Genomic DNA, 2,500 nt, shown 5'->3' on the forward strand with positions numbered 1-2,500 from the left:
TTGGTTGCGGGAGTAGGATTTGAACCTACGACCTTCAGGTTATGAGCCTGACGAGCTACCGGGCTGCTCCATCCCGCGACGCTTTTGGCATTTGCGGTGCCGGTTGTCTGTCGCTGATCGTCGTGCAGAGAGATACGGGTGTTCTGGGTCTTATTAGGTTTGGCGGTGACCTACTCTCCCACGTCTTAAGACGCAGTACCATCGGCGCTACGGCACTTAACGGCCGGGTTCGGAATGGAGCCGGGTGTTTTGCTCGCGCTATGACCACCAAACCGAATAAAACCCAGAACGCCGGTGCAGGTGACTGCGCCGACAGGGTCGTTTTCCTCGATCAACGTTGTCCAGGTCAGTACACTTGATGTGTATGCTTTCGATCCGGTCCGCAAGAGACGGGTCGGGCGGATGCAGCGCTGCGCGGGGCAGAGCGGCAAGGGCCTGAGCCTGTCTTTTACTGGATCAAATCAAGCCTATCGGGCCATTAGTACCGGTCAACTGAACGCATTGCTGCGCTTACATCTCCGGCCTATCGACGTGGTGGTCTACCACGGCCCTCAGGGATACCTTGTTTTGAGGGGGGCTTCCCGCTTAGATGCCTTCAGCGGTTATCCTGTCCGAACATAGCTACCCAGCACTGCCGTTGGCACGACAACTGGTCCACCAGTGGTTCGTTCACCCCGGTCCTCTCGTACTAGGGGCAACTCCTCTCAAGTATCCTACACCCACGGCAGATAGGGACCGAACTGTCTCACGACGTTCTAAACCCAGCTCACGTACCTCTTTAAACGGCGAACAGCCGTACCCTTGGGACCTGCTCCAGCCCCAGGATGAGATGAGCCGACATCGAGGTGCCAAACACTGCCGTCGATATGGACTCTTGGGCAGTATCAGCCTGTTATCCCCGGCGTACCTTTTATCCGTTGAGCGATGGCCCTCCCACTTGGGACCACCGGATCACTATGGCCGACTTTCGTCTCTGCTCGACTTGTCAGTCTTGCAGTCAGGCTGGCTTCTGCCATTGCACTCAACGAGCGATTTCCGACCGCTCTGAGCCAACCTTCGCGCGCCTCCGTTACGCTTTAGGAGGCGACCGCCCCAGTCAAACTACCCGCCACACAGGGTCCCGGATCCGGATAACGGACCGCGGTTAGACATCAAGCAGAACAAGGGTGGTATCTCAAAGGAGGCTCCACAAGGACTGGCGTCCCTGCTTCAAAGCCTACCACCTATTCTGCACATGTTCGGCCTAATGCCAGTGTGAAGCTGTAGTAAAGGTGCACGGGGTCTTTCCGTCTAACCGCGGGAAGCCTGCATCTTGACAGGCAATTCAATTTCGCTGAGTCTATGTTGGAGACAGCGGGGAAGTCGTTACGCCATTCGTGCAGGTCGGAACTTACCCGACAAGGAATTTCGCTACCTTAGGACCGTTATAGTTACGGCCGCCGTTTACCTGGGCTTCAATTCAGAGCTTGCACCCCTCCTTTTAACCTTCAGGCACCGGGCAGGCGTCAGACCCTATACGTCGTCTTGCGACTTCGCAGAGCCCTGTGTTTTTAGTAAACAGTCGCCACCCCCTGGTTTGTGCCCCCAGCCTCCAGTTGCCTGGAAACCGGGCCTCCTTCTCGCGAACTTACGGAGGTATTTTGCCGAGTTCCTTCAACATAGTTCTCTCAAGCGCCTTGGTATTCTCTACCAGTCCACCTGTGTCGGTTTAGGGTACGATCTAGCGATGGAGCTATTTCCAGGAACCTCTCAGCGGCCCGTTCAATCCGATAAGAACGAACAACCTTCGAGATCCGTCACTTCCATCTGGCCCAGGAATATTAACCTGGTTCCCATCGACTACGCCTTTCGGCCTCGCCTTAGGGGTCGGCTTACCCTGCTCAGATTAGCTTTAAGCAGGAACCCTTGGACTTTCGGCGAGGGTGTCTCTCACACCCTTTGTCGCTACTCATGTCATCATTCTCACTAGTGATCTCTCCACCCGATGGCTCACGCCCGGGCTTCACAGAAAGCTCCTCGTCTCCGCAACGACCGAAGTCGCTAAAGAGACAGGGAACTATGTCACACTACGCTCTGCTACCATGCCTTGCGGCATCCTAAGCTTCGGCTCATGGCTTGAGCCCCGTTACATCTTCGCCGCAGGACAACTTGTTTAGACCAGTGAGCTGTTACGCTATCTTTAAAGGATGGCTGCTTCTAAGCCAACCTCCTGGTTGTTTTGGTCGTCCCACCTGCTTTCCCACTTAGCCATGAATTGGGGGCCTTAGCTGTAGGTCAGGGTTGTTTCCCTCTTCACAACGGACGTTAGCATCCGCTGTGTGTCTGCCATCTAGTACTCCCGGGTATTCGGAGTTTGGTTAGGATCAGTAAGCCTGTGGGGCCCCATTACCCATCCAGTGCTCTACCCCCCGGGGTATTCGGATGACGCTCTACCTAAATAGATTTCGCAGAGAACCAGCTATCTCCGAGTTTGATTGGCCTTTCACCCCTAGGCACAACT

Annotated in this window: 1 tRNA gene and 2 rRNA genes (1 of these 3 cut by a window edge); all 3 read right to left on the reverse strand. The window is 55.3% G+C overall.

The window, feature by feature from the left end:
- Position 1: 1 nt before the first annotated feature.
- Positions 2-78, reverse strand: a tRNA-Met gene (locus FOY53_RS22300).
- A gap of 79 nt (positions 79-157) precedes the next feature.
- Positions 158-272 (reverse strand): 5S ribosomal RNA (rrf, locus tag FOY53_RS22305).
- A gap of 185 nt (positions 273-457) precedes the next feature.
- A 23S ribosomal RNA gene (locus FOY53_RS22310) occupies positions 458-2,500 on the reverse strand; it runs 787 nt beyond the window's last position.

The sequence above is a fragment of the Puniceibacterium confluentis genome (assembly GCF_007923445.1).
GTDB classification, from domain to species: domain Bacteria; phylum Pseudomonadota; class Alphaproteobacteria; order Rhodobacterales; family Rhodobacteraceae; genus Puniceibacterium; species Puniceibacterium confluentis.